18 protein-coding genes and 1 tRNA gene are annotated in these 14803 nt (G+C 72.3%); 7 read left to right on the plus strand and 12 right to left on the minus strand.

Translation table 11 applies throughout. From position 1 onward, the window contains the following. Positions 1-9 precede the first annotated feature (9 nt). Positions 10-1092: a hypothetical protein gene (locus ACYVKF_RS11260; RefSeq protein ID WP_460966469.1), complete on the minus strand. Its 1083-nt coding sequence runs from the start codon at positions 1090-1092 to the stop codon at positions 10-12. Next, entirely contained in the window at positions 1089-2078 is a 990-nt protein-coding gene (locus ACYVKF_RS11265) for a pirin family protein (RefSeq protein ID WP_460966470.1), read from the minus strand. The genes ACYVKF_RS11260 and ACYVKF_RS11265 overlap by 4 nt, the downstream gene beginning before the upstream one ends. 56 nt (positions 2079-2134) lie before the next feature. Here ACYVKF_RS11265 and ACYVKF_RS11270 point away from each other — a divergent pair, with 56 nt between their 5' ends. Continuing rightward, on the plus strand, positions 2135-2953 hold the full coding sequence (locus tag ACYVKF_RS11270; protein WP_056916328.1) for an alpha/beta fold hydrolase: 819 nt from the start codon (positions 2135-2137) through the stop codon (positions 2951-2953). A gap of 33 nt (positions 2954-2986) precedes the next feature. On the opposite strand, the gene ACYVKF_RS11275 is transcribed toward ACYVKF_RS11270, so the two are convergent. The 6 genes from ACYVKF_RS11275 to ACYVKF_RS11300 form a co-directional block, all read right to left on the minus strand. Continuing rightward, positions 2987-4255 carry an RNA polymerase sigma factor gene (locus tag ACYVKF_RS11275; protein ID WP_460966471.1) on the minus strand — a complete coding sequence of 423 codons (1269 nt, stop codon included), beginning with the start codon at positions 4253-4255 and terminating at the stop codon, positions 2987-2989. Positions 4256-4261: 6 nt separating this feature from the next. Continuing rightward, on the minus strand, positions 4262-4705 hold the full coding sequence (locus tag ACYVKF_RS11280; protein ID WP_460966472.1) for a YciI family protein: 444 nt from the start codon (positions 4703-4705) through the stop codon (positions 4262-4264). Between the two features lie 671 nt (positions 4706-5376). After that, a tRNA-Lys gene (locus tag ACYVKF_RS11285) sits at positions 5377-5449 on the minus strand. 58 nt (positions 5450-5507) lie between these two features. Then, positions 5508-6821, minus strand: a complete 1314-nt coding sequence (locus ACYVKF_RS11290; RefSeq protein WP_460966473.1) for a fibronectin type III domain-containing protein — start codon at positions 6819-6821, stop codon at positions 5508-5510. Between the two features lie 104 nt (positions 6822-6925). Continuing rightward, positions 6926-7312 (minus strand): response regulator transcription factor, encoded by a 387-nt coding sequence (locus tag ACYVKF_RS11295; RefSeq protein WP_460966474.1) that lies wholly within the window; start codon positions 7310-7312, stop codon positions 6926-6928. 199 nt (positions 7313-7511) lie between these two features. Continuing rightward, positions 7512-8453, minus strand: a complete 942-nt coding sequence (locus ACYVKF_RS11300) for an AurF N-oxygenase family protein (RefSeq protein WP_460966475.1) — start codon at positions 8451-8453, stop codon at positions 7512-7514. A 55-nt stretch (positions 8454-8508) separates the two neighbouring features. Between ACYVKF_RS11300 and ACYVKF_RS11305 the strand changes: the two genes are divergently transcribed. Beyond that, positions 8509-9165 carry a TetR/AcrR family transcriptional regulator gene (locus ACYVKF_RS11305; RefSeq protein WP_460966476.1) on the plus strand — a complete coding sequence of 219 codons (657 nt, stop codon included), beginning with the start codon at positions 8509-8511 and terminating at the stop codon, positions 9163-9165. Between the two features lie 2 nt (positions 9166-9167). Here the strand turns inward: ACYVKF_RS11305 and ACYVKF_RS11310 are convergent, their stop codons facing one another. Then, positions 9168-9578: a hypothetical protein gene (locus ACYVKF_RS11310; RefSeq protein ID WP_460966477.1), complete on the minus strand. Its 411-nt coding sequence runs from the start codon at positions 9576-9578 to the stop codon at positions 9168-9170. Positions 9579-9684: 106 nt separating this feature from the next. Between ACYVKF_RS11310 and ACYVKF_RS11315 the strand changes: the two genes are divergently transcribed. Both ACYVKF_RS11315 and ACYVKF_RS11320 read left to right on the plus strand, forming a co-directional pair. After that, positions 9685-10032: a TFIIB-type zinc ribbon-containing protein gene (locus tag ACYVKF_RS11315; RefSeq protein WP_460966478.1), complete on the plus strand. Its 348-nt coding sequence runs from the start codon at positions 9685-9687 to the stop codon at positions 10030-10032. A 49-nt stretch (positions 10033-10081) separates the two neighbouring features. Continuing rightward, positions 10082-10729, plus strand: coding sequence for a hypothetical protein (locus ACYVKF_RS11320; RefSeq protein WP_056916336.1), 648 nt, complete (start codon positions 10082-10084; stop codon positions 10727-10729). Between the two features lie 223 nt (positions 10730-10952). Here ACYVKF_RS11320 and ACYVKF_RS11325 read toward each other — a convergent pair whose 3' ends face one another. After that, on the minus strand, positions 10953-11138 hold the full coding sequence (locus ACYVKF_RS11325; protein ID WP_056919635.1) for a hypothetical protein: 186 nt from the start codon (positions 11136-11138) through the stop codon (positions 10953-10955). 140 nt (positions 11139-11278) lie between these two features. On the opposite strand from ACYVKF_RS11325, the gene ACYVKF_RS11330 reads away from it, so the two are divergent. The 3 genes from ACYVKF_RS11330 (at position 11279) to ACYVKF_RS11340 (ending at position 13240) form a co-directional block, all read left to right on the plus strand. Further along, the gene (locus ACYVKF_RS11330) at positions 11279-11497 is read left to right on the plus strand and encodes a hypothetical protein (protein WP_056916338.1); all 219 of its coding nucleotides are present in this window, start codon (positions 11279-11281) and stop codon (positions 11495-11497) included. A gap of 106 nt (positions 11498-11603) precedes the next feature. Next, positions 11604-12230 carry a DUF47 domain-containing protein gene (locus ACYVKF_RS11335; protein ID WP_056916339.1) on the plus strand — a complete coding sequence of 209 codons (627 nt, stop codon included), beginning with the start codon at positions 11604-11606 and terminating at the stop codon, positions 12228-12230. Between the two features lie 8 nt (positions 12231-12238). Then, positions 12239-13240 (plus strand): inorganic phosphate transporter, encoded by a 1002-nt coding sequence (locus ACYVKF_RS11340; protein WP_056916340.1) that lies wholly within the window; start codon positions 12239-12241, stop codon positions 13238-13240. A gap of 70 nt (positions 13241-13310) precedes the next feature. On the opposite strand, the gene ACYVKF_RS11345 is transcribed toward ACYVKF_RS11340, so the two are convergent. Beyond that, positions 13311-13535, minus strand: a complete 225-nt coding sequence (locus tag ACYVKF_RS11345) for a ferredoxin (protein ID WP_056916341.1) — start codon at positions 13533-13535, stop codon at positions 13311-13313. Beyond that, positions 13532-14734 carry an NADH-ubiquinone oxidoreductase-F iron-sulfur binding region domain-containing protein gene (locus ACYVKF_RS11350; RefSeq protein ID WP_460966479.1) on the minus strand — a complete coding sequence of 401 codons (1203 nt, stop codon included), beginning with the start codon at positions 14732-14734 and terminating at the stop codon, positions 13532-13534. The genes ACYVKF_RS11345 and ACYVKF_RS11350 overlap by 4 nt, the downstream gene beginning before the upstream one ends. Positions 14735-14803: the final 69 nt, after the last annotated feature.

Below are 14803 nucleotides of genomic sequence, written 5' to 3' on the forward strand. Positions count from 1 at the left end.
CCGGACCGGTCAGTCGTCGACGTCGTAGCGGACGATGCGGTCGCCCTCGCGGACGACGACAGCCCGGGGTTCGAGCAGCAGGAGGGCGACCGGTTCGTCGGTCACCAGCCGGGCCCGCACGTCCCCCGAGGCCGCATCGCGCAGCTCGAGCCCGTTGCGATCCTGCCAGGGCAGGATGACCCGGTCGCGGGGGGAGTAGACCCGGCGGGTCGCCATCACCGTCCCCGCGGCGGCGAGCGCTCCGGGGACGGTGGACGGGGCCGGCGGCGGCAGGCTCGAACCGGTGGCCGTCGAGAGGCGTTCGGTCCGTCCGGGCCACGTGAGGACGACGCCCTCGCCACGCACGGCGACCTCGGGGAGCCGTCCTCCGGGACAGGGTCCGAGGACACGGGTCCACAGTGGGTCGAGCTCGGCATACAGGGAGACGACGCACTGCGCGTCCTGCACCACGGGGACGACGACGGGCCCGTCGGGGACCGCCACGAAGGTGGAGCCGGGCTGCAACGAGGTCCGTCCGCTCCCCGGGTCGGTCAGCAGCACCCCGCCCCCCTCGACCCGCTGCGCGTGCACCCGTGGCAGGGATCCCCGGGCCGGGGCGGCGGGGCGCTCGGCCCCGGCCTGCTCCCAGTCCTGCTTCCCCGCACCGTCGATCCCGACGAGGCGGCAGGTCCGGCGCTGCGCGTCCGGGCAGTCGGCGACCAGGGTGCTGCCCCCGGAGGCGGCGAGCGGGGTGACGACGTGGCCGGTCGTGGCCCGCCAGGTCCAGCGGGCCGAGCCGTCCAGCCGCACCGAGTCCACGCGCTCACCCTTGACCACGACGAGGCGACCGTCGGCGTAGGCGGCGTCGCCGCCCACCACCGAGCCCAGCCGGACCGACTTCCCGGTGCGCAGGTCGAGGGCCGCGTTGCCGCCACTGACGAGGGCCCGCCCGGCCACGACGTCGCCGTCCGTGGCCGGTGCGGACCAGTCGGGCGACAGGGCCTTGGTGCGGGGGACGAACGCATAGCCCGCGAAGACGAGCAGGGCCAACAGGCCGACCGTCAGCAGGATCCCGGCGGTCTCGTCGAGCCGGATCGCCGTCGTCCGCTTCACGAGTCCCGGTGGGCGCGGGAAGCGTTGTGGCGCGGGCGGATCCGCACCGCGGGTAACGCGGGGGCGGGCAGGTGCTGGACGTCGCCGGCATACCCCTCCACCTCGCCGAACCGATCGGAGTGCGCCATCCACTCCTCCCTCGCCTCGACGATCTCCTCGTGGGTGCGCCCCACGAAGTTCCACCACATGAGGATGTCCTCGTCGAACGGTGGGCCGCCGAGCAGCAGGGCCCGGGCCGGTTCGTCACTGCGGTTGGTGAGGGTCAGGCGGGCGCCTCCCGTGGGCAGGTAGGCCAGGGCGCTGCGCGCCAGGTCGGTGCCGTCGACCGTGAACCCCTCCGTGTCGGCCAGCACCCCGTGCTCGTATGCCGCGTCGAGCCCGAGCTCGACCGTCGCCCCCGCGTCGAGCACCACCTCGGCGCCGAGCAGCGGCGTGAAGGTCACGACCGGTGAGGTCTGGCCGGCGAGGCTGCCGAGGAAGACCGAGATCGTCGCGCCGTCGAGCCGGACGGGAGTCGGGGCGAAGTGCTGGAAGTCCTTGGGGGCGTGGCGATCTGCGTCTGGCAGCGCCACCCACAGCTGGGCCCCGTGCAGGACCGTCGTCCCGGGCGTGGAGACCTCCGAGTGGGCGATGCCGTGCCCACCGGTCATGAGGTTGAGCTCGCCCGGGCGGATCACCGCGTGGGTGCCGAGGCTGTCGCGGTGCTCGACCTCGCCGGCGAAGAGCCAGCTGACCGTCTGCAGCCCGGTGTGCGGGTGCGGGGGCACGTCCATGCCGCCGGACGCCGCGACGTCGTCGGGCCCGTAGTGGTCGGCGAAGCACCACGCGCCGATGAGCGACCGCTGCCGCTGGGGCAGGGTGCGCCTGACCGTCATCGCCCGGGGGCCGCCGAGAGGAACGTCGCGAGGTTCGAGGACCTCGACCTCGCCGACCGGAGGGCCGTCCGTGCACGCGGTTTCCTCGGGGGCCGTCTCGAGATTGCTCACCCGCACAGTCTGCACCGCCGACCCTGTGCGAGGGTGAGGCGAGAGGGGGTGGGCAGGTGGCTGCAGCTGGGGCGGTGCCCGGTGTCGTCGAGGGCGTGCGCTGGCACGAGCTCGAGGCCGGACCGGTGCGGTCGCTGTGGTTCTCCCCGGCGGAGCGGGCGGCGACGGCGACCGTGGTGGTCTTCCCCGGCCTGGGCCTGCCGCGCTACCTCACGCCCCTGGCCCGCACCCTGGCGGGAGGTGGCGCGCAGGTCGTGGTGTTCGACGCGCTCGCGTTCCGCGGACGCCGCCGACGCGTGCGCCCGACCATCCCGGGTCTGTCGACCGCCGGGCAGCAGTGGCTCACCGAGCTGGTCGGCGTCTCGGCCACCGGCGCCTCACTCACCGGCGGCTCCCTCACCGACGGTGGGCCGGTGGTCGTGCTCGGTCACTCGACCGGCGCGCAGGTCGCGCTCGAAGTCGTGCTGGGGGTTCAGCACACGGGTCGGGTGGGCGCCCTGGTCATGGCGGGGCCGACGTTCACCCCTGCCCAGCGGCACCTGCGCCACCTCGTCCCGGCGGGGTTGACCGCCTGGCGCAAGGACCCGCCGACCGAGCTGGTCGTCCTGAAGAACCTCGCCCGGGTCCGCACCGACGTGGTCCGCATGGTCCTGTCCGGTCTCCGGCACCGACCCGAGCAGCGGGTGGAGAACCTGCGCGTCCCACTGACGACGACGGCGGGCGAGGCGGACTCGTTCGCTCCTCCCGAATGGCTCGGCGAGCTGGCGGCGAGGGCCGGTGCCGGCGGCCGGGCGCACGTCCTCGTGGGCTCGCACAACAACGTCTTCCCCCATCCCGACGAGGTCGCGGCACTCGTGCGTTCAGCCGCCGTCTGAGGAGATCGGTCGGGCCCTCCGCAGGTCCGCCGTTCAGTCGGTGCGGTGCGCCACGCCGTCGAGCCGCGGTGCCGGCGCTCGGCGCGCGCCGAGCGCCGCCCGGGCCGAGAGGTGGCGCTGCTCCTGGAGGTTCGTGGCGCGCGCGGCCGCCTGTCGGTATGCCGCGGCCGCCTCTTCGTCACGTCCGGCCAGCTCCAGCAGGTGGGCCCGCACGGCGTCGAACCGGTGGGACCCGTCGAGCCGTTCCCCGAGGCCGTCGAGAACAGCGAGACCTGCCTCGGGTCCGTGGACGTTCGCGGTCGCCACGGCCCGGCTCAGCGTCACCAGCGGGTTGGCCGTGAGGTCCTCGAGCATCCCTTGGAGGGCGAGGACCTGCGGCCAGTCGGTGGCGGCTGCTTTCTCCGCGCGGTCGTGGACGGCCGCGATGGCGGCCTGCACCTGGTACTCGCCGATGAACCCCCTTCCCGCACCCAGGGTCCCGTCGAGGAGTGCCGTCCCCTCGCGGATCTTGTCCCGGTCCCACAGTCGGCGGTCCTGCTCCGCGAGGGGCACCAGGTCGCCGGACGCGGTGGTGCGTGCCGGCCTGCGGGCATCCGTGAGCAGCATGAGCGCCAGCAGGCTCGTCACCTCCGGCTCGTCGGGAAGGAGCCGGCGGGCGGCGCGGGTGAGGCGGATTGCCTCGTCCGTGAGGTCGGTGCGGTGCACGCCCTCCCCGCTGCTTGCGGCATACCCCTCGTTGAACACCAGGTAGAGGACGCGCAGCACCGAACGCACCCGCTGCGGCAGCTCCTCGGCGCCGGGTTCCTCGAAGGTGGCACCGGCCGCGCGGATGGTTGCCTTCGCCCGGCTGATCCGTTGCGCCATCGTGGCCTCGGGCACCAGGAAGGCGCTCGCGACCTGCGCCGTGGTCAGGCCACCGACGGCACGCAACGTGAGCGCGATGGCGGACGCGGGGGTGAGGGCGGGGTGGCAGCACAGGAGGAGCACGGTCAGGGTGTCGTCGTGGTTGACGACCTCGGGGCCACCGACCTCCTCGCGGGCGGTGGTGAGGCGCTCGCGGCGCCGCCGCGCGTCGTCGCTGCGCCAGTGGTCCACGAGCTTTCGTTGCGCGGTCTGCAGGAGCCACCCGCGCGGACGTTCGGGTATGCCGTCGCGCGGCCACCGCTCCGCCGCGACGATCAACGCCTCCTGGACGGCGTCCTCGGACGCGTCGAAGTCACCCGTGCGGCGCGCGAGGGCACCAAGGACCTGCGGCGCCAGGGTGCGCAGCAGGTCCTCGACCTCGTGCTCGGCGTCGGTCACGCCGGCTCAGTGGTGGTCGTGGGTCACGGTCGCGAGGAAGTCGTCCATCGCCGCGGCATCGGCCGGGCCCTCGTCCATGACGCGGCGCACCTGGATGGGCTGCTGGGTGGGGACCCCGCCGCGACCGGGCACCGCGGACACGCGGGCGGCGATCTCGAGGGCGCGGGCCTCGGTCTCGACGTCGACGATCTGGAAGCCGGCGACCCACTCCTTGATCTCCTGGAACGGGCCGTCCGTGACCACGGACCGTGTGCCGTCGGACGTGACGACCTTGGCGAGGTCGGGTCCGGTGAGGATCGTGTGGTCGACCAGCTCACCGGAAGCCTCGAGCTCGGCGTTCAGGGCGCGGTAGTAGTCGAGGTGGGCGGTGACCTCCTCGGGCTGCCACTGCTCCATCGGGGTGTCGTCGGGGCCGGACTGGAAGTCGACCGCGAGCAGGTAGCGGGTCATGGGTGCTCCTCCGTTCTCGTGTGCGGTGCGCGGTCGCGCGGTGCACGGACACCCCGAGGACGAGGCTGCGGCGGCGTCCTCGACATCCTCTGACGGTTGGGCCGAGATTTCTCGTCCGGTTCGGTTCCTCCTCGCGGGGATCACGATTCGAGTGCGGTCGGCGACGACGCCTCGCGTGCCTCGTGGGTGCGCCCGGATACTGACGAGCGGGGGTGAGGCGAGTGGCCGGTTCGGGGAGGTCGAGCGTGGTGCTGGCGGGCGTGTTCGCGGCGCTTGTGTCCGCGTGTGGTGGCTCCGGTGGGTCGCCTGACCAGGTCGTGCTGAGGGCCTACGCGGAGACCATGCCTTCCGTCGGTGGGACTGTGACCTTCTACGCGCTCACTCACTGCGGGGTCGAGCACGCGCGCATCGGCGGCCACTGGTGGACGGCCCAGGACCCCTGTCCACCGGGGAAGGTGGGTCAGCGCCACCCGGCTGGGACGACCCGTACCAGCAAGGACGCCTGACCTCGAGTCCGCAAGCCGGGTGGTCTTCCGCGCCCACGGGGAGGAGGTCGTGTTCCAGCGGAACGCTGACGACCGGGAGCCTCCCGGCTGCCGGTAGCGGATGGTGGTGTCAGGGACCAACCGAGACACCGTCGAGCGGCAGGTGAAGCCGAAGAGCACGTCAGGTGGGCCCCGTGGGGCTCGAACCCACAACCTACGGATTAAAAGTCCGCAGCTCTGCCAATTGAGCTAGAGGCCCGTGGGGCAGGACGCGGCTCCTCGCGGGAGGTCTCGCCCGGGCACCCGGCGGCCACAGGCTATCGGGCGATGGCGCCGGTGGTGACCGAGGTGCGGCTGACCGACGGGTAGTCGGGCTTCGAACCGGTGACCACGACCTTCAGCCGGTAGCCGGCGTCCTTGGCCACGGTGGCGTAGGTCGCGCGGGTCGCCCAGGGGATGGCCGAGGATCTACCCGTCGAGGCCACGCGGTACCAGCGGTAGGCCAGCGTCACGGGAGCGGGTTCCCAGGTGCCGGGGTTCGCCGTCAGGGTCGACCCGACCTTGCGCGCACCGGTCACGACCGGGGTGGGGGTGGCGAAGAGGATGCCCGGGACCGGAGTGGTCGCCTCGGATCCCCGGGCGACAGAGGGATATCCGTCCTTGGAGCCGGTGACGGTGACGGAGAGCTTGAAGCCCCGGTCTGCTGACGTGATGACGTACTTCGGGCGCACTGCCCCGTTGAGGGGACTGGCCATCCCGGAGGACGAGACCCTGTACCAGCGGTGGGTCAGCGTCACGGGTGCCGGCTGCCAGCTCCCCGGGGTGGCGGTCAGCGTGGAGCCCACCTCGACCGCCCCGCTGATGACGGGGGCGGGCGTCCGCGACAGGGCGAACTTCGGAGTGGCCGGTGCGCTGGGCTGGGACTCCTCGCTGGTGCCACGACTGTTGGTGGCCGCGATCGTGAACGTGTAGGTCACACCGTTGGTGAGTCCCTTGAACAGCCACGAGCACGTCGAGGCGGTCATGGTCTGTCCGCCCGGGGAGGCGGTGATGCGGAACGAGGTGACTGGCGAGCCGCCGTTGAAGGGGGCGCCGTTGCACCGGATCGCAACCATGCCGTCGCCGACGGCGGCGATCCACGCTCCCGGCGGTGCGGTCGGGACCGACGGGACCGAGCTGTTGTAGACGGTCATGGTCGTCGAGTCCTGGTGCGAGGCGGTCTCCGTGTTGCCCAAGGTGTCCTCGAGCGGGTCCACCACGACGAACCAAGTCTTGGGGGTGGTGCTGGGAACGGTGATGCGGCGCTCGTACTTCCCGTTCTTGGGCGTGCCAGAGACCAGGACCATCGGTCCGAAACCGGCGGTGTCGGCACCGTTCACCGCTCGGAAGCCGGCCGTGGGGGTTCTGGCGCCGGTGGCGTCGGTGACGAGGGCCGTCACCACGACCTCCTTGCTGCCGTTGGCGAGGTTGACGACGTTCCCGTTGTGGGTCTGGTAGACCAGCACGGGCGCGGCCGTGTCGACGGCGGCGGGGACGGCAGCGGAGGCCGTCCCGGGGCTGATCGCAGCGACGGCGGCGAGCAGGGCGACCCCTGCCAGGAGCGGGACCGGGGACCTTCGAGGTGAGCGCACGGTCCGGACGCTAGCCACACCATCCGCCGAGATGTGGCGAATTGCCCGAATCCCAGCCGTTCGTCCGAGGGGAGCGGAGGCGGGCCGCCGTCCCCCGCGCGTCGTCAGGTGGTCGTCGGGGTGGCGCGGGCGACGAGGTCGCGAAGCACCGTCGTGAGGGCCCGGGGGCTGAACGGCTTCAGGATGTACTCGTCCGCACCGGCATCGAGGCCGTCCTGGCGGTCCTCGGGACGGGCCATGGCCGTGAGCATGACGACGGGGGTGCCCTCGAGGTGGCGGTGGGCGCGCATGGCTCGCACGACGTCCAGGCCGCTGAGGCCGGGCATCCGCACGTCCACGACGACGACGTCCGGCGTCAGGCCCTCGCCGATGAGCGACATCGCCTGCTCGCCGCTGCCCGTGGCGACCGGGTCCAGACCGGCCTTGGAGGCAGAGATGGACACCAGGTGCCGGATGTCCTCGTCGTTCTCGACGACCAGAGCTACTGCCATGACCTGCCTTCCAACCTCGTTCGGTGCCCGTGCGGCTCGTGCCACTGTGACAACGTTGTCTGCCCATCGGTCCGGACGCCGCACACCTGCAGGGGTCCGGCACCAGAATGATCTGAACGGACGAGGACAAAAACCCCAAAAGGTATGCCGCGGTCAGCCGCTCGCCCGGAGGGAACCTACCCGGGCGGTGCGTGGCGGTTCACAGCAGCCGGGCGCGCCGCCACAGCCGCGCGGACGGCCCTCCGATGAGCCCGGCGTCGGCGAGGAACGTCGTGAGGTTCTCCGCGCTCGCGCGGAGCTTGTCGCCGTAGTGGTCGTTGGCCCGCGCAGCGGCGACCGCCGCGTCGGGGTCGAGGCCGGCGGCGGCATACACGTCCCGGTGGACGAGGTTGTCGATGATGACGTTCGCGACGATCCCGAGGACCAGGCGCTGCTGGCCGCGCTGGGCCCGGGACATGTCGGCAGCACGCCGCGCGATCTCCTCGCGGGCGAACCGCATGTGCCGGGCCTCCTCGATGACGTGGATCCGGCTGACCGCACGGGTCAGGGGTTGGACGCGCTCGTCGGCGATGAGCTCGCGCTGGAAGATGTCGAGCACCTCCTCGGCGACGAGGATCGAGGCGAACAGGTCGGGGCCGTGCGCGAGCGTCTTGAACAGCCGGCCCAGCTGGTGCGACCGGTGCTCGGGGCGGTACGACGGGGCGCCGTACTTCTCCGCGGTCCGGGCGAACATGATCGAGTGGCGGCACTCGTCCGCGATCTCGGTGAGGGCGAACTGCACGTGCGGAGTCGCCGGGTCCTGGTCGTAGACGTCGCGCAGGATCATCTGCATGAGGATCATCTCGAACCAGATCCCCACGCCCGAGACGGAGCAGAACTCGTGCTCGGTGAGCGTGATCCTCCGGTCCTCGTCGAGGCCGTCCCACAGGGGGGTGCCGTAGAGCGAGGACCACTCGGGGCTGAGGCCGTACAGGCCCTGCTCCAAGGGTTCGGTCCAGTCGATGTCGACCTGCGGGTCGTACGAGTGCTTGGCGGCCGAGGCGAGCAGGCGCCGGGCGGTGGTGTCGCGGTCGTGGCGGGGCTGGATGCGTGCGAGTCGGTCGGCGGCGTCCTGGCGAGAGCTGGGGGGTGCGGTGTTCACGGTGGTCATGGTGACTCCATAGGTGTAACCGTCAGTAACAGTTACCATGGTTAGCGTGAAGTCCGGAGATGTCAAGGGTCCGCCCGCACCGCCCGCGGACCGCCCCGACGGCCGCCGCGAGCGCTGGCGGACCCACCGCGAGGAGCGCCGCCGCGAGTTCGTCGACGCGGCCATCGCCGCGATCCGGGCGGTCGGGCCGCAGATCAGCCTCGACGACGTGTGCCGCCAGGCGAAGGTCACCAAGCCGGTGCTCTACCGCCACTTCCGCGACAAGGACGACCTGCACCGGGCGGTCCTGGAGCAGGTGGCGACGGAGATCCTCATCCCGCGGATCGCCGGCGAGCTCGCCCGGGTCCACGGCGACGACCGTGACCTGCTGCGCGCGGCCATCGGGGCGTACGTCGCCCTCGTGCGCGAGGAGCGCGACCTCTACCGCTACGCCATGGCGCACAACGACCTCGGCGAGGGCGGCGACTTCGTCGGCAGTGTCGAGGCAGCCATCGCCGGCGCCGTCGGCATCCTCGTCGCCACACGCCAGGACGAGCCGACCGACGACGCGGAGACCGTCGCCTACGCCATCGTCGGCATGGTCCAGCTCGCGACGAACCGCTGGCTCGACCGGCCCACGGTGAGCGAGGAGGCGTTCGTGGCGACGCTCACCGACCTGGCGTGGGTCGGCCTCTCACCTCGGGTCGCCGCCGGCTCGGACTGAGCTCAGCGGCTCTCCTCCAGGCAGGTCGCGTGCGAGATCGACCGCGGGCAGCCGTGCCAGTCGGACCCGATCGCCGCACCGAGCACGACCGTCCCCACGAGCGCCGTGACGAGGGCGAGGACGGCGCTGCGCGCGTTGCGCCGCAACGCTGCTCGCACGAGCAAGGTGACGACCAGGCAGGCGCCGGCGAGGAGCAGCATCAGCCGGGTGCCCCCGGGGTCCGTCGACCGGCCGAACCCGCCGCCCGAGCACCCCGAGACCCCGCACAACCCGAACCACGCGAGGAAGCCGAAGAACGCGAACCCCGCCACGCCCACCACCAGCAGGGCCGTCGACACGACCGTCGTGGCGACGCGACCGGCCCGTGGCCGGCCGCGCAGGGAGTTGGACGGGCTCGTCGTCGAGTCGGTCATGACCCCACCATGGCGTATGCCGCGGGGTTGGAGGGGTGCGCGGGTCATCATCCGCACCCGACGGGTCGCGGCGGAACCCCGGCCCCGGTCGGTCCGTTGGCTGACCATGAGCACCCTGACCTGTCCCAAGTGCACCTCCGAGATGCGTTCGTACGAGCGCAACCGTGTCCACGTCGACCAGTGCACGGGGTGCGGAGGGCTGTTCCTCGACCGCGGCGAGCTCGAGACCCTCGTCGCGGCCGAGAACGCCTGGCACCAGCCCGCGCCGCCGCAGGGGCAGCAGTACGCCCAGCAGCGACCCCAGCAGCAGGGGGCGTGGCAGCAGCCTCCGGTGCAGGGTCAGCAGGCGCCGTACCGCCAGACCTCGAAGGTCCCGGGCCACGGGTACGGCGGCCAGCAGGGGTACGGCCACGGCCGACGCAAGAAGTCCTTCCTCGACGACCTGTTCGGCTGAGGGGCCGCGCCCCGAGCGGACGCCGGCTCCTGCTGGGACACTGGTCCCGATGAGAAACGAGCCCAGCGGCCGTCCCGGCCCCCGCCGTCCCGCCTTCTTCAGCCCTGCGGCCATGGAGTCGCAGGGCGGCACCGTCCCCGACCCCGCCCAGGTGACCGAGATCGCCCACGAGACGGCCGCCGTCCTCGTCGGGACGGGCCGTGCCTCGACCGACCCCGCCGTGACCGCGCGGCTCGTCTCCCTCGTCGACGACCTCGGCCTGTCGACCGTGGCCGAGCTCTGGGCCGACCGCCCTGCGCGGAGCCTCCCTGGCGCGCTGTGGCGGCTCTACGCCCTGCGTGAGTGGGTGCGCCGGACGCCCGAGGACGCGGCCTCCGACTACTCGGCAGGCGTGCGGTTCACCGACGTCAACCACGTCGTCGCGGGGGTCGCCGAACCACCCGGCCCGACCGAGCTGCGAGAGCTCACCGACGCCATCCTCCGGGGGGTCTTCGAGGGGGACTTCGCCGTTGCACTGCAACGGGCTGCGGCCTTCTGCCGCGTCGTCGCCGCGGGTCGTGCGGATCGCGCGCACACCACCGACGTGCAGGACCGCGAGGCCGCCGGGGTGCAGACCCAGCGGGCCGCCTCGATGCTCTCGACCGCCGGTGACCTCGAGGCGTGTGCAGCCCTCTGGCGGGCCGGCGAGCTGCGCTGACCGGCGCGCGCGCTGGCCGACCCGGCCCTGCGCCGTACCCCTGTCTGGAGCGGTGACGCCACCCGAACTCTGGTTCTCCACAAGGAGCCGAACGGGGGAACAGACCGCCGGGGTGCGGGGTTATGGTGTGGTGTGCGCCGGGCCGCGGTAGCCCCGGGTCCCAAATTAAGCCGCTACGAGCGGCCTCGTGCCGTGAGGCGCTCCCGGCCCGGCGCACATGACCTCAGCCCTGCGGCGAGGCTCCTGCGCAGTCGCCCACGTGCTGCTCCGCGTCGCGACGCGACACCTGGCGGGACCGCCGCCCGGGACCGCTCCACCCGCACACCCGGCACACGGCGTGGCTGAACGATCCCCGGTCCTCGACCTGTGGCGGCTCGCCCGTCCGGGCGCCGTCGACCTCGTGCGGCATGGGTCCATCATCCGACATAGAAGAAAGTGACTAGTCCGTATGGTCGGGACATGACCCAGATGGGTGGTTCGCACCGTGCGCGGGTCAAGACATCGCAAACTAATGTCCGGGTCGTCTCCGGACTCCGTTAGCGTTTTGCCATGACCACGGACCCGCACGCCGGTGCAGAGCTCACCGACGACGCGCTCCAGGACGAGATCGAGCTGGTCGGTGATCTGGTCGTGGCTGCGTCCGCGAGCGAGCGGCCCCTCACGGACGACGAGATCGACCGGGCGCTCGGGATCGAGCGAGGTCAGTGCGTCGACACCGACTCCGCCGCCGACCGGTCCCACCGCAGCTGGAAGCGGCAGAACGCCTGAGTCGCTGAACGCCCGGTGAACGCCAGGTACCCGTCGGGTTGCACTTTGCAGGCGGGTAGCCCGTAGCATCGTCCCCGGCCATCCCCCCGCCTGACCGGAGAGAACCGTGGGCTTCCGCCTCACCCCGCAGGAGAACAGCTTCTACGACCTGTTCGCCAGGTCCGCCGCCTACCTGATCGACGGCTCCCGTGAGCTCACCACCATCCTCGGTGTGGCCCACGACGAGCGCGAGACCGTGGCCGCGCGGATGCGCGAGATCGAGCACGCCGCCGACGAGGCGACGCACGAGATCATCCGCAAGGTGAACAGCTCGTTCATCACGCCGTTCGACCGTGAGGACATCCACGGCCTGGCGTCCACGCTGGACGACTGCATGGACCTCATGGACGCGGCGGTCGACCTGATCGTGCTGTACCGCATCGGTGACCTCCCCGCCGGCGTCTCCGACCAGGTCGAGGTCCTCTCGCGGATGTCCGAGCTGACCGCCGAGGCGATGCCGCGGCTGCGCTCGATGAAGGACCTCTCGGAGTACTGGATCGAGATCAACCGCCTCGAGAACCAGGCCGACCAGATCTACCGCGGCCTGCTCGCGGCGCTGTTCAACGGCGAGTACGGCACCGACGCGATCACGATCATGAAGCTCAAGGAGGTCATCGAGGAGCTCGAGGCCGCCGCCGACGCCTTCGAGACCGTCGCGCACAAGGTCGAGAGCATCGCGGTCAAGGAGTCCTGAGTCCTCCCATGGATTGGCTTCCTGTAGGAATCGTCATCGTCCTGGCGATGGGGTTCAACTACACCAACGGTTTCCACGACGCGGCGAACGCGATCGCGACCTCGGTCTCGACGCGCGCCCTCACGCCGCGGGTGGCCCTGGCCATGGCCGCGGTCGCCAACATGGTCGGCGGGGTCACGGTCTACTTCTTCGGTGGTGTCGCCGCGACGATCGGCAAGGGCATCATCGAGGCGCCCCAGGGCAACGAGGGCCTCGCGATCTGTGCCGCCGCGCTCATCGGCGCCATCGGCTGGAACCTGCTGACCTGGTGGTACGGCCTGCCGTCCTCCTCGTCGCACGCCCTCATCGGCGGCCTCGGTGGTGCGGCCCTCGCGGCGAGTGCCACGGTCAAGTGGACGGGCATCCTCGAGAAGGTCGTCGTCCCGATGGTCCTGTCGCCGATCGTCGGCGTGATCGCCGGATATCTGGTGATGACCGCGATCCTCTGGCTCTTCCGTCGTGCCCAGCCCGGCAAGGTCTCGCGCGGCTTCCGCTACGCGCAGACCGCCTCGGCTGCGGCCATGGCCCTGGGCCACGGCTTCCAGGACGCGGCCAAGACCGCCGGTGTCGTCGTCCTCGCCCTCACGGTCGGTGGCCACTACGACGGCGAGAAGGTGCCGCTGTGGGTGCTCATCCTCAGCGCCCTCGTCATCAGTGCCGGCACGTATGCCGGTGGGTGGCGCATCATGCGCACGCTCGGCCGCCGCATCATCCACCTCGACCCGCCGCAGGGTTTCGCCGCCGAGACCACGGCTGCCTCGATCCTCTACGTCGCCGGCATCACCTTCGGTGCCCCGATCTCCACGACCCACACGATCACCTCGGCGATCATGGGTGTGGGCGCGACGAAGCGCCTCTCCGCGGTGCGGTGGGGCGTCGCCGGCAACATCATCGGTGCGTGGGTGCTGACCTTCCCCGGCGCCGGCATCGTGGCGGCCCTGAGCTTCTGGGCCATCAACCTGTTCATGTGACCCGAGGTCGCCGGGTCACTGCCGACCGGTCCTGAGGGGCAGGCGCGTGGGCCCGTGGAGGGCTCGTGGGTCAGAGCGGCGGCTCGGGTACGGCCACCAGCCGCAGGGCGACGTGGGGGCACGAGAGGACCGCCTCCTGGGCGAGTGCCACCTGCTCCGGGGTGACGTCCGCCGTGACGACGGGGTAGCCCCACTCGTCCAGGGAGACGGCCTCGGGCAGCAGCTCGGCGCACAACCCCCTGGCGCGGCAGGCCGGCCAGTCCACCTTGAGGCGGCGCAGCCCCGAGCCGCTCATCGGTCGTACCCGCAGCGGCCGTCGGCGTGGCGCGCGACCTCGTCCGGGCAGGCGGTGAGCAGCGACCGCACCAGTCGGGCGGTGCCGTCCGGGTGAGCGCACGCACCACGGCGCTCGACGGCCTCGGCCAGGTCGAGGAGGCGACCGGTGTCGTGGACGTGGCCGGAGCGCGAGGCCAGGTGGCCCAGGGTCAGGCTCATGGCCGGCAGGCCGTTGAAGCAGGGACCGCACCGGCCTGCGGTCGACGCGGCGAGGTAGGTCGTGATCTCCGCGGTGGTCTGCACCGGGCACTCGCCGGGGTCCGGCACGATGACGACCCCGGCACCGAGCGCGAGTCCGGCGTCCTTCATGGCCGCCCTGCTGACCCGCTGGCCCTGCAGCTGTCCCGGCGCCGACCAGGTGCCGTGGTAGCCGCCGAGCAGCACGGGGCGGTCGAGCTGCTCGACGGAGAGCACGGCGTCCCACGGGGTGCCCGTGGCGACCTCGACCACCCTGGTGGCCACCCCGTCCGTGACGGTGAGCAGGACGGTGCCGGGCTCCTCGGGGAGGCCCAGCGCGGCATACCCGGTCGCGCCGAGGTGGACGAGGGAGGCGAGCTGCGCGTAGGTCTCGGCGTTGGAGAGCAGCGTCGGACGCCCGCGGTAGCCGCTCACCGCCTCCGGCTGCCAGGCCGTGACCGGCAGGCCGGGACGACCCGACAGGAGCTCGATGACCGCACGGGCCTGACCGCTGACGAATCCCGGTGCGGCGAGGTGGCTGCGCCACCGGAGGCGTTCGCCGTCGGCGACGCGCTCGGTGATCGCCGCGCCCAGGGCGTCGCCCGTGGTGGGGCGCTCGCGAGGGGTCACCACGTGGATCTCCTTGGTGCACAGCGCTCGCGCGGCGAGGACCGCACCATCGAGCACGCGGTGGGGCGCGACCACGGCGAGCGCCGAGTCCTTGGCGCTGCGCGGCTCACCCTCGGCCGCGTTGACCACGACCAGTGGGCGCCGACCGCGGCCGGCGGCGGCGAGCTTCGTGGCGAGGGGGAAGCCCGCTCCGCCACGGCCTCGCACGTCGACGTCGCGGGCGAGCTCGAGAACGGCCTGGAGGGTCAACGTGGGCAGGGGACCGAAGCGTTCACGGTGCGTCGCCAGGGACGGGTCGTCGGCCACGGTGGCGAGCAGGCGCGGGCCCCGCAGGACCTTCACGTCGGTCACCGGGACGTCGCGCCCGGTCTCACCCGGGAGCGGACCGACGTCGCCGGGGACGGCGCGGCGGGCACGCCG

It is taken from the genome of Pedococcus soli (genome assembly GCF_054782575.1).